Below are 13,642 nucleotides of genomic sequence, written 5' to 3'. Positions count from 1 at the left end.
TCAGGCGGCCGCCGACTGCTCGCGCTGCGAGAGCTTCACCGAGACGAGCTTCGAGACGCCCGGCTCCTCCATGGTGACGCCGTAGATGGTGTCGACCATCTCCATCGTGCGCTTGTTGTGCGTGATGAGGATGAACTGGCTCGCCTTGCTCATCTCCTTCACCAGCTCGTTGTAGCGGCCGACGTTCGCCTCGTCGAGCGGCGCGTCGACCTCGTCGAGGAGGCAGAAGGGGGTGGGCTTGATGAGGAAGATGGCGAAGATGAGCGAGACGGCGGTGAGCGCCTTCTCGCCGCCGGAGAGCAGGTTCACGCTCTGCAGCTTCTTGCCGGGCGGCTGCGCGAAGATCTCGACGCCGCCCTCCACCCCGCCGCCGTCCGGGTCCTGGGTGAGCGCCAGGCCGGCGCGCCCGCCGTTGAAGAGCCGCGGGAAGACCTGCTGGAACTTCTCGTTCACGAGGTCGAAGGTCTCGCGGAACCGCTCGCGCGAGGCGCGGTTGATCTTGACGATGGCCGCCTTGAGGTCGGCCATCGAGGCCTCCAGGTCGCCCTTCTGCGCGCTCAGGAAGGCGTGGCGCTTCGACAGCTCGTCGTACTCCTCGATGGCGGTCAGGTTGATGGCGCCCATGCGCTCGGCCTGGGCCTTGAGCTCCTCCAGCCGCTCGCGCTCGGCGTCGGAGGGGGGCCGCTGCATGTGGAAGCGCTGCACCTCCCACTTGAGCTCGACCTGGCAGCGCTCGTGGATCTGCTCCTCGAGGTGGGTGAGCGCCAGCGCCTGCTCGCGCGCGGTGAGCGCCGCCTCGCCGGCGGCCTGGCCCACCGCCTCCGCCCGCTGCCGCACCGCCCGCACCTCGGCGTCGCGGGCGCGCAGCCCGGCCGCGGCCGCCTCCAGCGCGGCGCGCTCCGCCGCCAGCGCCTCCTTGACCTGCCCGTGCTCGGCGGAGAGCCGATCCATGTCGACGTGCGTCCCCTCGATCCGGCCGCGCAGCTCGGCGGCGCGGGCGTTCGCCTCCGACAGCGCGGCGAACAGCCGGGCGCGGCGATCCTCGACCTCGCGGCGGGCGTCCTCGAGCCGCTTGAGCGCGGTCGCCAGCGACTCCTTGCGCTCGGCGTCGGCGGCCACCTTCACCTTGAGGTTCATGAGCTGCGCGGTGAGGACGTCGCCGGCCTGCTTCATCCGCTCGGCGCCCTGCGCCGCCTCGCGGGCGCGCTCCTCGGCCCGCGACTGCTCGGCCTCGGCGGTGGCGGCCTGGACCCGGTGCTCCTCCTCCTCCAGCCCGAGCGCCGCCACCCCCTCGTCGAGCGCGGCGCGCTCCACCTCGAGCTGCCCCACCCGCTGGGCGTTGCGCTCCAGCTCCTCGCCGATGCGGGCCAGGTCCTTCTCCTGCTCCAGCACCGCCAGGTCCTTCTCGCGGCCGTCCTTGTCGAGGGACTTGAGCGCCGCCTCGAGCTGCAGCACCCGCGCCTGCAGGGTGCGGTGGCGCTCCTGCGCCAGCGCGAAGTCGGCCTCGAAGTGGCGGACCGTCTCCTCCAGCTCCTGCACCTCGCGCCGCCGCTGCAGCGCGCCGTGCCCCTCGCCCTCCAGCGGGCCGCCGGTGACGACGCCGTACGGGTCGAGCACCTCGCCGTCGAGGGTGACGAGCGTGCGTTTCTGGGCGGCCGACTGCCAGGCGGCGAGCGCGCTCGGCAGGTCGCGCACGATGACCGCGTCGCCGAGGAGGAAGCGCGCCACCTTCTCGTAGGCCGGGTCGAACCGCACCACGTCGAGGCAGGCGGCGACGAAGCCGTCCTGGTCGCGCAGCCCCTCGGCGGGCGAGGCGTCGGCCTCGCGCAGGCGCGCCAGCGGGATGAGCGAGGCGCGCCCCTCGGCGGCGCTCTTCAGGAAGTCGATGGCCTCGACGCCCTGGGAGTGGCTCTCCACGATGACGTACTGGAGGCGCTCGCCCAGCACCGCCTCGACCGCGGTCTCGTACTCGGGCGGCGCCGAGACCACGTCCGCCACCAGCCCGAAGATGCCGTGGTCCTTCGGCGCCTCGCCCTGGCCGGCGCGGGTCATGAGGCTGCGCACGCCGCGGCCGTACCCCTCGTAGTTGCGCATCACCTCGGTGAGCGAGGTGAGCCGGGCGCGCTTGTCGCCCAGCTCCTCGCGCAGGGTGATGAGCTTGGCCTCGTTCTGGATGAACTCGGAGCGGGTGCGCTCGAGCGTCTCCTCCTGCGCGCCGCGCTCCGCCTCCAGGCGGAGCTTGAGCTGCCGGGTCTTGCCCAGCTTGTCGACGTACTGGGTGCGGGCGCCGTCGAGCTGGCCCGACCGGCGCGCGATGTCGTCCGCCTCGCCGCGGTTCTTGGCCAGCCGGGCGGCCAGATCCGCGCGCTGCCGCTCGAGCTGCTGCAGCTGGCTGCGGTGGCCGGCGGCCCGGCCCAGCGCCGCGCTCGCCTCGGCGCGGGCGGCCTCGGCCTGCTCCTGCAGCGCCGCCGCCTCGCGGGCGAGGTCGCGCAGCTTCGCCTCCGACTCGGAGAGCCGCGCCTCGTCGGCGCCGCCCAGCGCGCCGAGCTCGTCGCGCTGCTGCTCGAGCCCGGTCCGCTCCGCCGCCAGCGCCTCGGCCTGCGCCTTCAGGGACTCCACCTCGGCCGCCTGCGCCCGCGTGCGCTCGCCGACGCCCTCCAGCTCGCGCGCCGCCGCCTCCACCGAGACCTGCGAGACGCGCGCCTGGCTCGCCAGCTCGTGCTCGCGCTGCCCGAGCTCCTGCGCCCGCGCCTCCAGGCCGCCCAGCGCGGTCCGCTCCGCGTCGATGGCCGCCTCGACCTCGGCGAGCCGCGCCGAGAGCTCGCGCGCCTCCGCCTCGGCCACCGCCTTCTGCTCCTCGGCCGCGCGCCGCAGGGCGGTGATCTCGAGGAAGCGGCTCGCCGCCTGCGCCAGCTCCAGCTCGCGGATCTGCGCCTTGAGGGTCTTGTACTTCTCGGCCTTGCGCGCCTGCCGGTTGAGGCTCTCGAGCTGCTTGCCGAGCTCCTGCACCAGGTCGGCGACGCGCATGAGGTTCTGCTGCGTCGCCTCCATCTTCCGCTCGGCGGCCTCGCGGCGCTTCTTGTACTTCGTGATGCCGGCCGCCTCCTCGATGATGGAGCGGCGGTCCTCGGGGCGCGCCGAGACGATCTGGCCGATGCGGCCCTGCTCGATGATGGAGTAGGCGGTCCGGCCGACGCCCGAGCCCATGAACAGGTCGTTCACGTCGAGCAGGCGCGCCGGCACCTTGTTGATGAGGTACTCGGACTCGCCGGTGCGGAACAGGCGGCGGCCGACGGTGATCTCGCCGAACCCCTGGTACTGCGCCGGCAGCTCGCTCGGGCGGTCGTTCTCGAAGGTGATGAGCACCTCGGCCATCGACAGCGGCGGCTTCGACTCCGAGCCGTTGAAGATGACGTCCTCCATGGACCGGCCGCGGAGCTGGCGGGCCGACTGCTCTCCGAGCACCCAGCGGATCGAGTCGGCGACGTTCGACTTGCCGCAGCCGTTCGGTCCGACGACGCCGGTCACGCCGTCCGCGAACGCGACGACGGTGCGGTCCATGAACGACTTGAAGCCCACGATATCGAGGCGCTTGATGCGCATGGATCGCTCGTAGCACACCCCATGGGTCGGTTCAACCAAGCCCCGGAATGATCGGGGCTTTTTCGGATCGAACGGGTCGGCAAACGGAGGGGGTGGGTCCCGGCTGTCCCGCGGTTTTCCCCATGAATCCGGGCCGTTGCCTGACAAGCCATGTAGGGTCACGCGTCCCACGGCCGCTGCCTGCCTGAACGGGGCTCCCCGACGGTACACTCGCGGGCGGCATGCCCTTCCTCCGCCCGCTCCTCCTCCGCGTCGTCGGTGTCCTGCTCTTGCCGGTCGCGCTCGAGCTGTACTGCTTCGAGGTGTTCGCCCCGGTCGCGGGCGTGCACCGCGCCACGGCGGACCTCGGGCTCCTCGTCGCGGCGGTCGTCTACTTCACCGTCGCCGTGGCCACCACCGCGCTGCTGGCCCGGCCGATCTCGGCCGGGCTCGGCGAGGCCGCGACCGACGCCGCCCGGGAGCAGGCCGCCGCGGCCGCGCTGCGCCTGCCCACGGCGCTGACGGCGACGCTGTTCGCGACGAGCGCCGTGCTCACGGCCGGGATCGAGCTGGCGGAGCTGCGGCAGGATCTCGGGCGGGACGTGGCCGCGGCGGGCGCCGCGATCGCCGTCGCGTTCGCCCTCCTGCAGGCCGGGCTGGCGTACTCGGTGGCGGCGAACGCGGTGGCGCCCGCCCTGGTCGCGCTGCGCGCCTCCGGGCAGTGGGGCGGCAGCAGCGTGCGGCGCAAGGTGGCCCTGCTCTGCTGCAGCCTGGTGGGGATGACGGCGCTCATGCTGGGCGGGGTCGCGTACGAGCGGTACCGGGCGGACACCGACCGCCAGCACGTCGACGCCACCGCGGCCGTGCAGGAGCACGCCGCCCGCTGGCTGGCGGTCGAGCGGCGGGAGCCCGCCGCCGCGGCCGAGCTGGTCTTCGTCGCGACCGGCGCGCCGACCGCCGTGCTGGGGGCCGAGGGGCAGGTGCTGGCGCGCGCCGGCGGGGACGTGCCCGAGCTCGCCGAGGCGCGCGGCCCTGGCGCCGGGGTCGAGGAGGTGCCGGGGGGCTGGCGCCTGCGGCGCGCCGCCGGGGCGCGCACGCTGGTGAGCTTCCTGTCCGAGGCGCCGCTGGAGGCGCGGCGGTCCGCCTTCTTCGGCGACGCCACGCTGCTCGGGGCGCTGCTGCTGGCGGCGACGGCGCTCCTCGTGTGGCTCGCCGCGCAGAGCCTCACCGCGCCGCTGCGCCTGCTCGGGGAGGCGGCCGACGGGATCGCCGCCGGCGACCTCACCGTGCGCCCGCCGACGGTGTCGCGCGACGAGGTCGGCCAGCTCGCGGCGGACTTCCGACGCATGACCCAGGGCCTCTCGGCGCTGGTGGGCGACGTCCAGACCGCGAGCGCGGGGGTGGAGCAGGGCACGCGCGAGGTGGGGCGCATCCGGGAGCGCGTCCAGGGCGGCGCCCGCGAGGAGCACGAGCGCGTCCGGGCGGTGCAGGCCGCGGTCGAGGCGATGCAGGGTTCGGTGGCGCTCGTCTCGACCGGCGTGGACGGGCTCTCGGACTACGTGCACTCCACCACCGCGGCGGTGGGCGAGATGTCGGCGGCGCTGGAGGAGGTGCGCCGTCACGCCGCCGAGCTGGAGCGGCGCGTGGACGGGGCTGGGGCGGACGCCGAGGCGCTGGCCACCGCCGGCCGGCGCGCGCAGGCGCAGGTCGGCGCGCTGGACGGGCTGGCCGGGCAGGCGCAGGGGACCATCGCCGGGGTCTCGGGCTCCCTCAGCGGGCTCGAGACGTCCGCGGTGGGCAGCCAGCTCGCGGCGGCCCAGGCGGCGGAGATCGCCGAGCGCGCCGGCGAGGTGGTGGGCGAGGCGGTCGCGGGGATGGAGGCGCTGCGCAGCGCGGTGGGTGATGCGAAGCAGCGCGTCACCGCGCTCGGCCGCCGGTCGGACGACATCGACCAGATCCTCGACTTCATCGGCGAGGTGGCCGGCCGCACCAACCTGCTCTCCCTGAACGCCTCCATCATCGCCACGCAGGCGGGCGAGCACGGCAAGGCCTTCGCCGTGGTGGCGGAGCAGATCCGCGAGCTGGCCGCCCAGATCTCCTCCTCGACCAAGTCCATCGCGCGCATCATCGGCGCGGTGCGCGACGACGTGGACGGGACGGCCCGGCTCATCGACCGCGGCGACGAGCTGGCCTCGCGGGGGGTAGCGCAGGCCCAGCGCTCGCTCGGCGCGCTGCAGGAGATCCGCACCGCCACCGCGCGGGGCCACGAGACCGCGGCCGCCATCCTGCAGGCGGTGCAGGCGCACGCCGAGTCCACGCGCGCCGTCTCGAACCTGGTCTCGCAGGCGGCCGACAGCACGCGCGTCCTCTCGGACGCCCTCCAGATGGTCGGCCGCAGCGTCGCGGCCATGGAGGGGGTCTCGAAGGGCGTGAAGGCGGTCGCCGAGAAGGTCGCCCGCGCCCTCGACGAGCAGACGGGGCTGGGCCGGCGCCAGCTCGAGAGCCTGGAGCAGATCGACGGGATGCTGGCGGACATCCGGCGCGCCGCCGCGGCCCACCAGGGCGCGACCCGGCGCGTGCGGGACCTGCTCTCGCAGCTCACGCGCACCGCGCAGGAGCAGGAGGGCGTGGTGGTGGAGCTGGCCTCGGTGGCGGAGCGGATGGGGGACCGTTCGCAGGCCCTGGCGCAGAGCGTCGGGAGGTTCAAAATTTGATCGCGCGGGTAGGGGGCCTGGCCGCCGCCGCCCTGCCAGGTGCGACATGCTCGAGCTGGTACGACGCCTCGTGGCGCTGGAGTGGCGGGCGCGCGGCGCGCGGCTGCGGCGGGTGCCCCTCGGGGGCTCGAGCGTCTGGTACGCGGAGCTCCACCCGGGCCGGCGCGACCTCGCCGCGCTGCGGGCGGCCGGGGGCGGCGCCGCGCCTCACCCGCCCACGCTGGTCCTCCTCCACGGCCTCGGCGCCTCCGGCCTGAGCTTCTACCCGGTCGTGCCCCTCCTGCGGCGCGGGTACCGCCTCGTCGTCCCGGACCTGCCCGGCTACGGCGGCTCGCGGCCGCCCGCCGGCCGCGAGTTCCTCTCCTTCCCGGAGCTGGTGGACGTGGCCGAGCGCCTGGTCGAGCGCGTGGCTCCGGACGGCGCGTACGTCGCGGGCAACTCCATGGGCGGCTGGATCGCGGCCAAGCTGGCGTCCCGCCGCCCGGACCTCGTCCACGCGCTCGCCCTCATCAACCCCGGAGGCCCGGCGCTCCGCGCCGAGGACTGGGCCGACTTCGTCCGGCTGGTGATGGCCGAGGAGCGCGGGACGATGGACGAGTGGCTGCGCCGGATGTTCCACCGGCCGCCGCTCGCGCTGCGGCTGCTCCTGTGGGACTTCCGCCGGATCATGCGCCGGCCGTCGGTCGCCCAGCTCATGGCGAGCCTCACCGCCGAGGACTTCCTCTCGGAGGAGGAGCTGGCGCGGGTGAGGAGCCCGGCGGTGCTGGTCTGGGGCGAGCGGGATCGCCTCATCCCGGACGGCTGCCGCGCCTTCTACCTGAAGCGGCTCCGGGGCGTGCGCTACGAGCCGGTGCCGGACTGCGGCCACTGCCCGCAGCTCGAGTGCCCCCACCGCACCGCCGAGATCCTGCTGTCGCTCCCGGGGCTGCCCGGGGCGCGGGGGCGCGGGCCGCTCAAGGCGCCAGGCGCGCCTGCGGCTGGGACAGCGTCCCGAAGATCTGGAAGCCGTAGGCGCCGTCCCGCCCGCGCGCGGGCGCGAGCGCCATCTCCGCCAGGCTCTTGAACCCGGCGGTGCCGCTCTTCTGCCAGAACGCGTCGCGGAAGCGGACGGAGAGCTTGCCGAAGATGGGCGAGAAGGCGAGGCGCGGCTGCAGCACGCAGTAGAGCCCGCCGCCGTTCAGCTCCAGGTCGTCCCCCTTGGTCTCCAGCTGCTCGAAGGTGAGCTTCCCGTCCTTCACCGTGGCGTGCGCCGAGAGCTGGCCGAGCGCGACGCGGGGCAGGGTCAGCGCGCCGCCCATGCCGGGGATGGGCAGCGCGCCGCCGTTCACGGCCGCCCGCTGCACCGCCAGGTCGACGTGCCCGGAGCTCTTCGCCGGCTCGGCGTCGTCCAGGGTGAGGTCGACGTCGCCGCTCACCAGGCCGGCCAGATCGACCCCGGTCGCCGTCCGCAGCGGCACCGCGCGCGAGAGATCGAGGCCGGCCAGCGCCGCCTTCACCCGGCGCGTGGCGCCGCCCTCCTCCGCGTACCCCTTCACGCGCCCCTCGAAGAGCGCGGCGTCGAAGGAGAAGCCGCGGCGGCCGCGCAGGAGCGACCAGGGGCGCACCGTCGCCTCGAGCCGCTCGACCGGGATGCGCACCCCCTCGCGCGACTCGAGGGACAGGCTCGTCATCGCCACGCCGAGCAAGCCGGCCGGGCCGACGTCGGCCACGCGGATCTGCCACCCCTGGGCGGCCGCCTCCATGACGAGCCGCTCCTTGACCGCCTCGGTGGGGAACGTCTGGCGCAGGGCGACGAGGAAGGCCACCGCCGCGAAGAGGCCGTACGCCGCCCAGCGCTGCCACGGCTTGAGCTTGAGATCGAGGTCCACGGCGATCACCCCTTGAGCTGGTAGGTGGCGACGACGATGGTGGCGTCCACGGCGTTCGGGTCGTCGGTGCGCGTGCGCAGCGCCAGCCGCCGCACCTTGACCACTCCCGGCCCGCGCTCCAGCTCCTGGAGGAGGGCCGCCAGCTTCGGCAGCTCGAGCTTGGCGAGGTTCACCTCGACCGTTTCCTCCGCCACCGGGTTGGCCGCCCCCGTGCCCGCGGCCCCGGGCGTGCCGGGGCGGAGGTCGGTCACCTCGATCCCGAGCCGCTGGCCGGTCTGGGCCACGAAGCTCATGAGCTGCAGCGGCGGCCCCCGGAGCTTCGCCTCCAGCTGGGCGCGCTCCGCCTGCGCCTGCCGGAACCCCTCGGCCAGCTTCCCGACCTGCGCGATGACCTCCGTCTTGCGGTCGACGGACGCCTCGCGGGCGGCGATGCCGCGCTGCACCTTGGTGAAGGTGAGGAACAGGATGAAGCAGCCCACCGCGATGGCCCCCGCGGTCACCATCACCCGCTCGCGCGGGGCGAGCCGCGAGAACCACGCCTCGAGGTCGGCCTTCCACTTCCGGATCGTCTCCACGGTCACGTCCTCGGGGCCGGCTTCTCGCCGGTGTCGCAGGTGAGGTCGGAGTCGATGGTGAACTCGAACTTGCCGTCGCCGGAGCGCTTGCGCGCGCCGCCGGAGCGGGCGTCGCCGAAGCAGCGCGAGCCGCGCAGCGCGGTCACCACGCGGTCCACGTTCTCGGCGGCGTCGGTGACGCCCTGCAGGTGCAGCTTGTCGCGCGTGATCTCGATGCGGTCGAGCTTGAGCCAGAAGTCCTGCGGCGTGCGCACCGAGAGCTCGGTGAAGATGTCCAGCGCCGAGTTCTTCGGGATGGAGGCGGCCAGCGTGCCCTTGCCGCGCAGCGCCGCCACCGCCAGCTCGTCGTTCTCGTAGCACTTGCCCACGAGCTTCTGGGTGGCGTCGCAGAGCGCGCGGTCGAGGAGCTGCTCCTGCCGCGAGAGCGCGAACACCTTCACCCCCGACGAGACCATGGCGAGCAGGAGCACCAGCGCCGCCCAGCTGGCGAGCCGCACCACCTTCCCGCGCACGTGCTGGAAGTCGCGGGTGTAGGCGAGCTCGCCGCGGCGCAGGTTGAGCCGCGGGGCGCGCGCGCCCTGGTGGCCCCGCAGCGCCAGGGCGAGCGCCAGCGCCAGCTCGGGCGCCTGCTCGGGCGGGACGCGCTCGGCCGCCGGGCCCGTGAGCGCGAGCGGCTCGACGGGTCCCTGCACCTCGCCCTGCAACGCCTCGGGGAGGCCGGGGAGCCGCGCCGCCTCGCCGGCGAGGAGCAGCCGGCCGACCGGGCGCGCCGCGGCGCCGCCCCGCGGCCGCCAGGCGCGCAAGGTGGAGCGCACCTCGCGCGCCAGCGCCGCGACCGGCATCGCCGCCCCGAGCGGGAAGGTGCGGGCGCCCTCGAGGGCGCCGCCCGCCACCAGCGCCAGCGTGGCCCGGCCCGGCTCGACCTCCAGCACCGCCTCCGCCGGCGGGGCCTCGCCCGGCGCGGCGGCCAGCTCGCCGGCGAGCACGCCCGCGCCGAAGAGCGCCGCCAGCGCGGGGCCCGGCGGCAGCACGGCGCGCGGATCGACGCCGAGCGGGGCGAGCCCGGCCAGCAGCGCCGCCAGCTCCTCCTTGCGCACAACCGCCACCAGCAGGTCCGCCCGGCCCTCGGCCAGCTGCAGCGCCTGCCAGTCCCAGGCGACCTCGGTCAGATCGAACGGGATCTGCCCCTCGACCTCGAAGCCGACCGTCTGCTCGATGCGGCGGGGGTCGGTGAACGGCAGCGAGACGACGTGGGAGGCGGAGGGGCCGGGCAGCGCCACCAGCGCCGTGTCGAAGGCGAGCCCGTCCTCGAGGAGCGCCCCCGCCGCGGCCAGCTGCCGCTCGCGGAGGGGCGGCCCGCCCTCCGCCTCCGGCGCGACGGGCGCGGCGCGGACGTCCGCGATGGTGAACCCGCGGTAGCTGCTCTCGAGGAGCACCGCCCGCGCGGCGGTGGCCCCCAGGTCGAGTCCGAGGATGCGCTGCGGCATGGCTACTCCTCGCGCCAGTGGAGGAGGCGGCCCTGGTCCTGGGCCAGCCCCTCGGCGCGGCGATCGAAGGTGACGACCGCGTCGATGGTCTTCTTCACGTCCCCCGCCACGCCGACGGCGCGGACGTGGAAGGTGGACGAGCGGTCGCTGAAGAGGTTCTGCGGGCTGTTGGCCTGCGTGTAGGTGGCCCCGACCTTCACCCCCAGGGAGGTCAGGGCCCCCGCGAACTGCTGCGGCGTGAGCGAGAGGAACGGCAGCGGGCGCAGGAGCAGCAGCGTCGCCTGCAGCTTCCCCAGGAAGGCGGGGTCGAGCACCACCGTCTGCGGCACGCCCGGCGGTTCCGACATGAGCAGCGCGTTCACGAGCAGCTGCTGGGGGTCGTCGGTGTTCACGTTGATCGTGGCGCTCAGGTCCGGGTAGACGGTGAGCTTGTCGCCGAAGGCGGCCATGAAGGCGTCGGTGATCCCGGCCACCATGTACACCTCGTCGAGCGAGTCGAAGGGCGCGTTCTTCGCCTTGTAGCGGTCGGGGAGCCGGTCGTAGAGCGCGTTCTCGTCGCCGTACCCGTTCTCGAACGGCTTCGTCGGGTCGCCCGTGAAGACGTCGCCGGTCTCGTCGGGATCCACCCAGTCCTTGAGGGCGCCGAACGTCTCCTTGCGGCCGACGCGCAAGCCGTTCGCGTCGTCCTCGTCGAAGAGGAAGTCCCAGCGCGGGTCCTTCACGAGCTGCGCCAGGCGCAGGGCCTGCCCGAACTGCTGGTAGGCCAGGCCGTTGAGCTGGCGCAGGTTGATCTTGCGGTCCTCGTCCTCGATCGTGGCGTGAAACGAGCCCTGCACGTCGCCGAAGGCGCGGCGTGCGCCCTCCGGTTCCCCCGCCGCCGGAGGAGCGCCCGCGCCGGCGGGGCCCCCGCCGCCCGCCGCCGGCGCGAAGGCGCCCACCAGCGGCGGCCGCGCCGCGCCCGCCCCGGCCCCGCCCAGGAAGAGCGCGGCCATGGTCGAGTCGACGGGCACGAGCTCCCACAGGCGCAGCGAGATGTGCAGGCCGCCGAGCGCGCTGGTCAGCCCCGCGAGCGGACCGCCCTGCTGCGCGGTGCCGGAGGTGGTCTTGGCGGTCGCGGCGCCGGTCTGGCCGGGCGGGGCCTGGCTCGCAGTGGTACCGCCGGTGGCGGCGTCGAGCCGCTGCTGGAAGTTCAGCACCAGCCGCGAGAGCGCCAGGCTGCTCTTCGCGAGGTAGGTGGCGCGCAGCTCGTCGCGCGCGTTGGCGGCGGTCTGGAGCGAGACGCGCGTGTTGTAGGCGAGGTCCACCGACACCGCCGTGAGGATGGCGATGGCGGAGATGGCGACCAGCAGGGCGGCCCCGCGCTCGTGTCGGTGTGCGCGCATGGTCAGAAGCCCAAGGGGCGGATCATGGCGATCCGCGCCTGCGTCTCGAAGAGCTGCTCCTTGCCGTCGGTGCCCTTCACGCCCAGGCGGATCTTCACCCGGGTGGGGAGGATGTTCGTGTGCTCGAGCCCGTTCGAGAGCCACTCGCGGGCCCACTCCTGCTTCTTCCAGTCCCAGTACTGCACGTCGAAGGTCGAGACGTGCTCGCAGACCACGGCCTTCTCGCCGCCGCGGTCGGGCTCCTCGTCCAGCCGCGCCTTCTCGCGCCGGAAGAGCGCGCTCTCGCCCTGGCGATCGGGGTCGGGCTCGACCGTGTACTCGACCACCGCCTGGTCCGACTCCTTCACGTCGCGCGAGAGGCGCTCGTGGCTCATGGTCGCGAAGAGCAGGTCGTCCTGCGCCCCGCCGTCCTTGCCGCGGAAGAGCGTGGGCCGCTCGCGCGGGAAGCGCGTGAGGTCGTAGTGGTCGGAGAGGAAGGCCTCGGAGAGCTCGCGCGCGAGCCGGGTCAGGGTCACCCGCGCCGACCCGAAGCGCTCCTCCTGCGCCTCGGTCAGCTCCTTCGTGGCGTAGGTGCGCTGGAAGGCGCCCATGATCATCACGCCGATGACGGCGGTGATGGCCACCGCGATCATGACCTCGATGAGCGTGAAGCCGCGGCGGCTCACCGCGTCACCCCCGTCGTGGCTCCGGTGGTGGCCCCGGCGCCGGTCCGGGGGGGGATGGCGCCCGGCGTCGCCGCGGCGGCGCTGCCCAGGTTGGGCGGCACCTCGGGGTTGTCGCCGCGGGCGTTGTTGGGCGCGCGCGGGTTGAGGACGAGCAGGTGGGTCGTGACGGTGAAGCCGCGCGGCACCGCCCCGTCCCGCCAGGAGATGGTGAAGCGCATCTCGCGCAGGGACTTCTTCACGATCTCGCCGAAGGCGGTGAGCTGCGTCTTGAGGAGGTTCGTCACCACGCCCGCGAGCGGGGTCGCCGACGTCGCGCCGGTCGGGCCGCTCGCGCCGCTGGAGCCGCTGGAACCGGCCCCGGCCGCGCCGCCGAGCCCGCCCATGACCCGCGCCATGAGCTGGTCGACGTCGGAGGTCCCGGCCAGCATCGCCATGAGCTGCTCGGCGGAGAGGTCGGAGGCGGGCTTCACGAGCTCGAGCTTCCAGCGCATGTCGGGCCGGCCGGCGTCGGAGAAGTCGCCCTCCTCGTCCTCGTTGAAGTCCTTGAAGCCCTGGTCCTCGTACTTCTGCTCGAGCTCCGCCAGCTTGCCGCGGGCGAGCAGCGTGGCCGCGCTGAGGTCGCGGGCGTAGGCGTGGTTGCGGAGCGCGTTGCCACACAGGTCGGCCACCGCCACCAGCGCCGCCGCGAGCAGCGCCAGGGCCACCATGACCTCGAGCAGCGTGAAGCCGCGGCGCCTCACGACCGCGGCAGCTCCGGCTTGCCCGTCACGACGCGGGCGCGCCCGGTGAACGCCTCGGTCACCACCGAGTAGACGTTGTCCCCGTCGGCGATGGCGATGCGCGAGGGCTCGGCGCGGCCGCTCGGGTAGAAGTAGACGTAGGCCATGCCCTTCGAGACGGGGTCGCGCTGGTGCGCCGACCACACCTCGGCGAAGCCGGCGCTGCCCGGCAGGGAGCGCTTCTTCGAGAGCCGGTCCTTGAACTCGCCGAACCTGGAGCGGGCGAGCAGCTTGCGCTTCTCCGCGTCGCGCTCGTCCGGGAAGCGGTCGTCGAGCGCCGCCGTGTCCTCGGGCGGCGGCGCGCGATCGCCCGCCCTGGGGACGGCGGCGCGGCCGGGGGCGCACTCCGGCCACCAGCTCGCGTGGTCGAGGTCGAGCGCGAGCCGGCAGGTCTGGTGCCTGAGGGCGGCCGTGTCGAAGAGGTAGCGCGCCGCGCCGGCGAGCTCACCCGCCGCGCCGCGGGCGCTCGCGCCCGTCACGGCGCGGATGGACGGCACCGCCGCCGCGGAGAGCACGCCCACCACGGCGATCACGATCATCAATTCGATGAGGGTGAACCCCTCCTGCTGGCGGCGGCGCGTCCTCATCCC

Annotated in this window: 10 protein-coding genes; 2 read left to right on the top strand and 8 right to left on the bottom strand. The window is 74.5% G+C overall.

Annotated elements, in window-relative coordinates:
* Nucleotides 1-3,603 carry a chromosome segregation protein SMC gene (gene smc / locus HWY08_RS01745; protein ID WP_176062394.1) on the bottom strand — a complete coding sequence of 1,201 codons (3,603 nt, stop codon included), beginning with the start codon at nt 3,601-3,603 and terminating at the stop codon, nt 1-3.
* Between the two features lie 221 nt (nt 3,604-3,824).
* Between smc and HWY08_RS01740 the strand changes: the two genes are divergently transcribed.
* Entirely contained in the window at nt 3,825-6,296 is a 2,472-nt protein-coding gene (locus HWY08_RS01740) for a methyl-accepting chemotaxis protein (protein ID WP_176062393.1), read from the top strand.
* Nucleotides 6,297-6,342: 46 nt separating this feature from the next.
* Nucleotides 6,343-7,359: an alpha/beta fold hydrolase gene (locus HWY08_RS01735; protein ID WP_176062392.1), complete on the top strand. Its 1,017-nt coding sequence runs from the start codon at nt 6,343-6,345 to the stop codon at nt 7,357-7,359.
* On the opposite strand, the gene gspN is transcribed toward HWY08_RS01735, so the two are convergent.
* Genes gspN through HWY08_RS01700 form a run of 7 tightly spaced genes read right to left on the bottom strand, consistent with a single transcriptional unit; the run spans nt 7,250 to nt 13,639 of the window.
* Nucleotides 7,250-8,164 (bottom strand): type II secretion system protein GspN, encoded by a 915-nt coding sequence (gene gspN / locus HWY08_RS01730; RefSeq protein WP_176062391.1) that lies wholly within the window; start codon nt 8,162-8,164, stop codon nt 7,250-7,252. The genes HWY08_RS01735 and gspN overlap by 110 nt on opposite strands.
* Before the next feature lie 5 nt (nt 8,165-8,169).
* The gene (locus HWY08_RS01725; RefSeq protein WP_176062390.1) at nt 8,170-8,739 is read right to left on the bottom strand and encodes a type II secretion system protein M; all 570 of its coding nucleotides are present in this window, start codon (nt 8,737-8,739) and stop codon (nt 8,170-8,172) included.
* A gap of 2 nt (nt 8,740-8,741) precedes the next feature.
* Complete coding sequence (locus HWY08_RS01720) at nt 8,742-10,226, bottom strand: PilN domain-containing protein (RefSeq protein WP_176062389.1); 1,485 nt, start codon at nt 10,224-10,226, stop codon at nt 8,742-8,744.
* A gap of 2 nt (nt 10,227-10,228) precedes the next feature.
* A complete protein-coding gene (locus tag HWY08_RS01715) occupies nt 10,229-11,608 on the bottom strand; it encodes a type II secretion system protein GspK (protein WP_176062388.1) in 1,380 nt (459 codons plus the stop codon).
* 2 nt (nt 11,609-11,610) lie between these two features.
* A complete protein-coding gene (locus HWY08_RS01710) occupies nt 11,611-12,273 on the bottom strand; it encodes a type II secretion system protein GspJ (protein ID WP_235969399.1) in 663 nt (220 codons plus the stop codon).
* Complete coding sequence (locus HWY08_RS01705; protein WP_235969398.1) at nt 12,270-13,013, bottom strand: prepilin-type N-terminal cleavage/methylation domain-containing protein; 744 nt, start codon at nt 13,011-13,013, stop codon at nt 12,270-12,272. The genes HWY08_RS01710 and HWY08_RS01705 overlap by 4 nt, the downstream gene beginning before the upstream one ends.
* The gene (locus HWY08_RS01700) at nt 13,010-13,639 is read right to left on the bottom strand and encodes a type II secretion system protein (protein WP_176062387.1); all 630 of its coding nucleotides are present in this window, start codon (nt 13,637-13,639) and stop codon (nt 13,010-13,012) included. The genes HWY08_RS01705 and HWY08_RS01700 overlap by 4 nt, the downstream gene beginning before the upstream one ends.
* Between the last annotated feature and the right edge of the window lie 3 nt (nt 13,640-13,642).

This window comes from Anaeromyxobacter diazotrophicus (assembly GCF_013340205.1).
Lineage (GTDB): Bacteria > Myxococcota > Myxococcia > Myxococcales > Anaeromyxobacteraceae > Anaeromyxobacter_A > Anaeromyxobacter_A diazotrophicus.
Note: the sequence above shows the minus strand (reverse complement) of the source record. Positions and strands in the feature narration are given on the sequence as shown.